The following is a 2124-nucleotide window of genomic DNA, read 5'->3' on the forward strand; positions in this document are numbered from 1 at the left end:
TTAGAGCACTCCGCGGAGCTTGAGAATTACGAAAAAATCTACACGCGCCGCGGCGATTTTTCAAAATTTATGAAAAAGCACTCTATCCTAAAATATGAAATCCGCAAATTTCAAAACAAAATTTCGCATTTTTACGAAGCGCTACTCATCTGCGGAAACGAGCAGCCGGCGCTTAAAAAGCGGCTGAAAAACTACGCCTACGAAGCGGGCGTTTTCAAGGGCGTGATGAGCGAATACGCCGTCAGGATCGAGGATATCTATCAGTTCATCCAAGGCCTCAAAAACGACAAGATCAGCCGCAACATCTACATTCTCACGATCATCTCGTCGCTGCTTTTGCCGCTAAATTTCATCACGAGCTTTTTCGGGATGAACACGACGGGGCTGTTTTTAAGCGGCTCGGCGCACGGCACGCTCATCGTAACGCTTGCGATGTGCGTAATTTTCGCAGCGATGGTCGGCTTTTTTATATTTTACGTCAAAAAGCGAAACTAAAGCGGAGAGATTAAATTTGAATAAAAACGAGCTAAAAAATATCCTAGGCGGATACTTCGGAAGGGAGATTGCGGGCGATTTTAGAGTGCTGAAAGAGCATGAGATCGCGCGCTGCAACGACGCGGCAAAATTTCCTTTTGAGGGCGACAGCGGGCTGCTGCGCGAGTTTTGTATCTTTGCAGATAGCGGCACCGGCGATCTTTGGCTACTAAGCTCTGGCGGCGAGATCGCGTTTTACGACCATGATTTGGAGTTTTTGTCCGAGGCTAATTTGGAAAAATTCGATCTAAATCTTGAAGGCTGGCTAAAGATCGCGGAGCTTTTTTGTAAATTTGAAGCCCTTGACGAACCGAACGCCTCGCAAAAGGCGGAGTTTGAACAAAGCGTAGCTAAAATCTGTCCGCAAATTTTAGAAATTTGGGAAATTTAAGCGCTGCTTGCGGCACCTAAATTTAATCGCAAAGCAGGAGCAACGATGAAATTTATCGCATATTACGACTCTCCGCTTGGTAAAATCACGCTTGCGAGCGATGGAGTGGGGCTTTGCGGACTGTGGTTCGAGGGCGAGAAATCTACGCGCACGCTCTTACGGCAAGCGGCGCGGACGGCAAATTCTGCATGCGCGATATTGCGGCAAAAACAGATGCCGCCGCGAGAGAGGGTTGCTGCGAGAAAGGCTGCGCGCTAGAGGCGAAAAGCGGCGCGGATAAAAAGCGGGGTGACGCCGATCTGCTCGCAAAAGAGCAGCATGTCGTTAGCGAAACACGGCGCGATTTTGCGGCGTTGAAAAAGAGCAATATTACGGCAAAAGCGGCGAACGGCGGGACGTAGAATTCTGCGCAAACGTACTTATAACGAGCGAAAAATTCTGCGCGCGCGATTTTGCACTTAAAGACACGGGCGAAAAACCTCGCGCGACCAATCTTTCGGCGCAAAGCGGGAGCGGAAAATTCTGCGCGAACGAACAAAACGAGCAAAGCGGATACTCCTAGGAGAAAAACCTGGCCGTTTTTGATCAAACTAGGCGCCGGCTTGATCTGTATTTTAGCGGACGCGAGCCTGGTTTTACGCCCGCTCTAAATCCCGTGGGCTCGGCGTTTAGACGCGCCGTGTGGGAAATTTTGCTTAAAATTCCTTACGGCAAAACTACGACCTACGGGCAGATCGCGCGCGAAATCGCCGCGGCACGCGGGCTAGCGAAGATGTCCGCGCAAGCCGTGGGCGGCGCCGTAGGACACAACGAAATCTCGATCATCATCCCCTGCCACCGCGTCGTAGGCGCCCACGGCAGCCTCACGGGCTACGCGGGCGGCATCGATAGGAAAATAAAGCTGCTGCAGCCAGGGGGCGTCGATATGCGAGGGCTTTTCACGCCCGCGAAGAGCACGGCGGCGCAAAGCGGCAAATTTAAAAGGCCACAAAAGATTTTAATGCTCGCGCGCAAAAGTGCGATAAAATTTGAATACTTAAATTTAGACGCTGCACAGCGCATCGCTTGCAAATCGAAGGCGAGCGGCGATTTTAAACGATTACACCGCGCGCAGGACGGCGATCATTAAATTTAAAGCCGAAGCGGGCACGCTTTGAAATTTTAAATTTTTTCGCCGCGTAAAAATTAAAATTTTATGC

Annotated in this window: 3 protein-coding genes and 1 pseudogene; all 4 read left to right on the plus strand. The window is 50.4% G+C overall.

Annotated elements, in window-relative coordinates; translation table 11 throughout:
- The coding region (locus Q0256_RS03170; RefSeq protein ID WP_297959975.1) for a CorA family divalent cation transporter at window positions 1-495 on the plus strand (495 nt) is incomplete at its 5' end.
- A 16-nt stretch (window positions 496-511) separates the two neighbouring features.
- The gene (locus tag Q0256_RS03175; RefSeq protein ID WP_297959977.1) at window positions 512-925 is read left to right on the plus strand and encodes a hypothetical protein; all 414 of its coding nucleotides are present in this window, start codon (window positions 512-514) and stop codon (window positions 923-925) included.
- Window positions 926-1038: 113 nt separating this feature from the next.
- Complete coding sequence (locus Q0256_RS03180; protein WP_297959979.1) at window positions 1039-1326, plus strand: hypothetical protein; 288 nt, start codon at window positions 1039-1041, stop codon at window positions 1324-1326.
- Window positions 1327-1592: 266 nt separating this feature from the next.
- Window positions 1593-1886: pseudogene (locus tag Q0256_RS11580) on the plus strand (methylated-DNA--[protein]-cysteine S-methyltransferase); the annotation flags it as partial.
- Between the last annotated feature and the right edge of the window lie 238 nt (window positions 1887-2124).

The sequence above is a fragment of the uncultured Campylobacter sp. genome (genome assembly GCF_937949835.1).
In the GTDB taxonomy this organism is placed as follows: Bacteria; Campylobacterota; Campylobacteria; order Campylobacterales; family Campylobacteraceae; genus Campylobacter_B.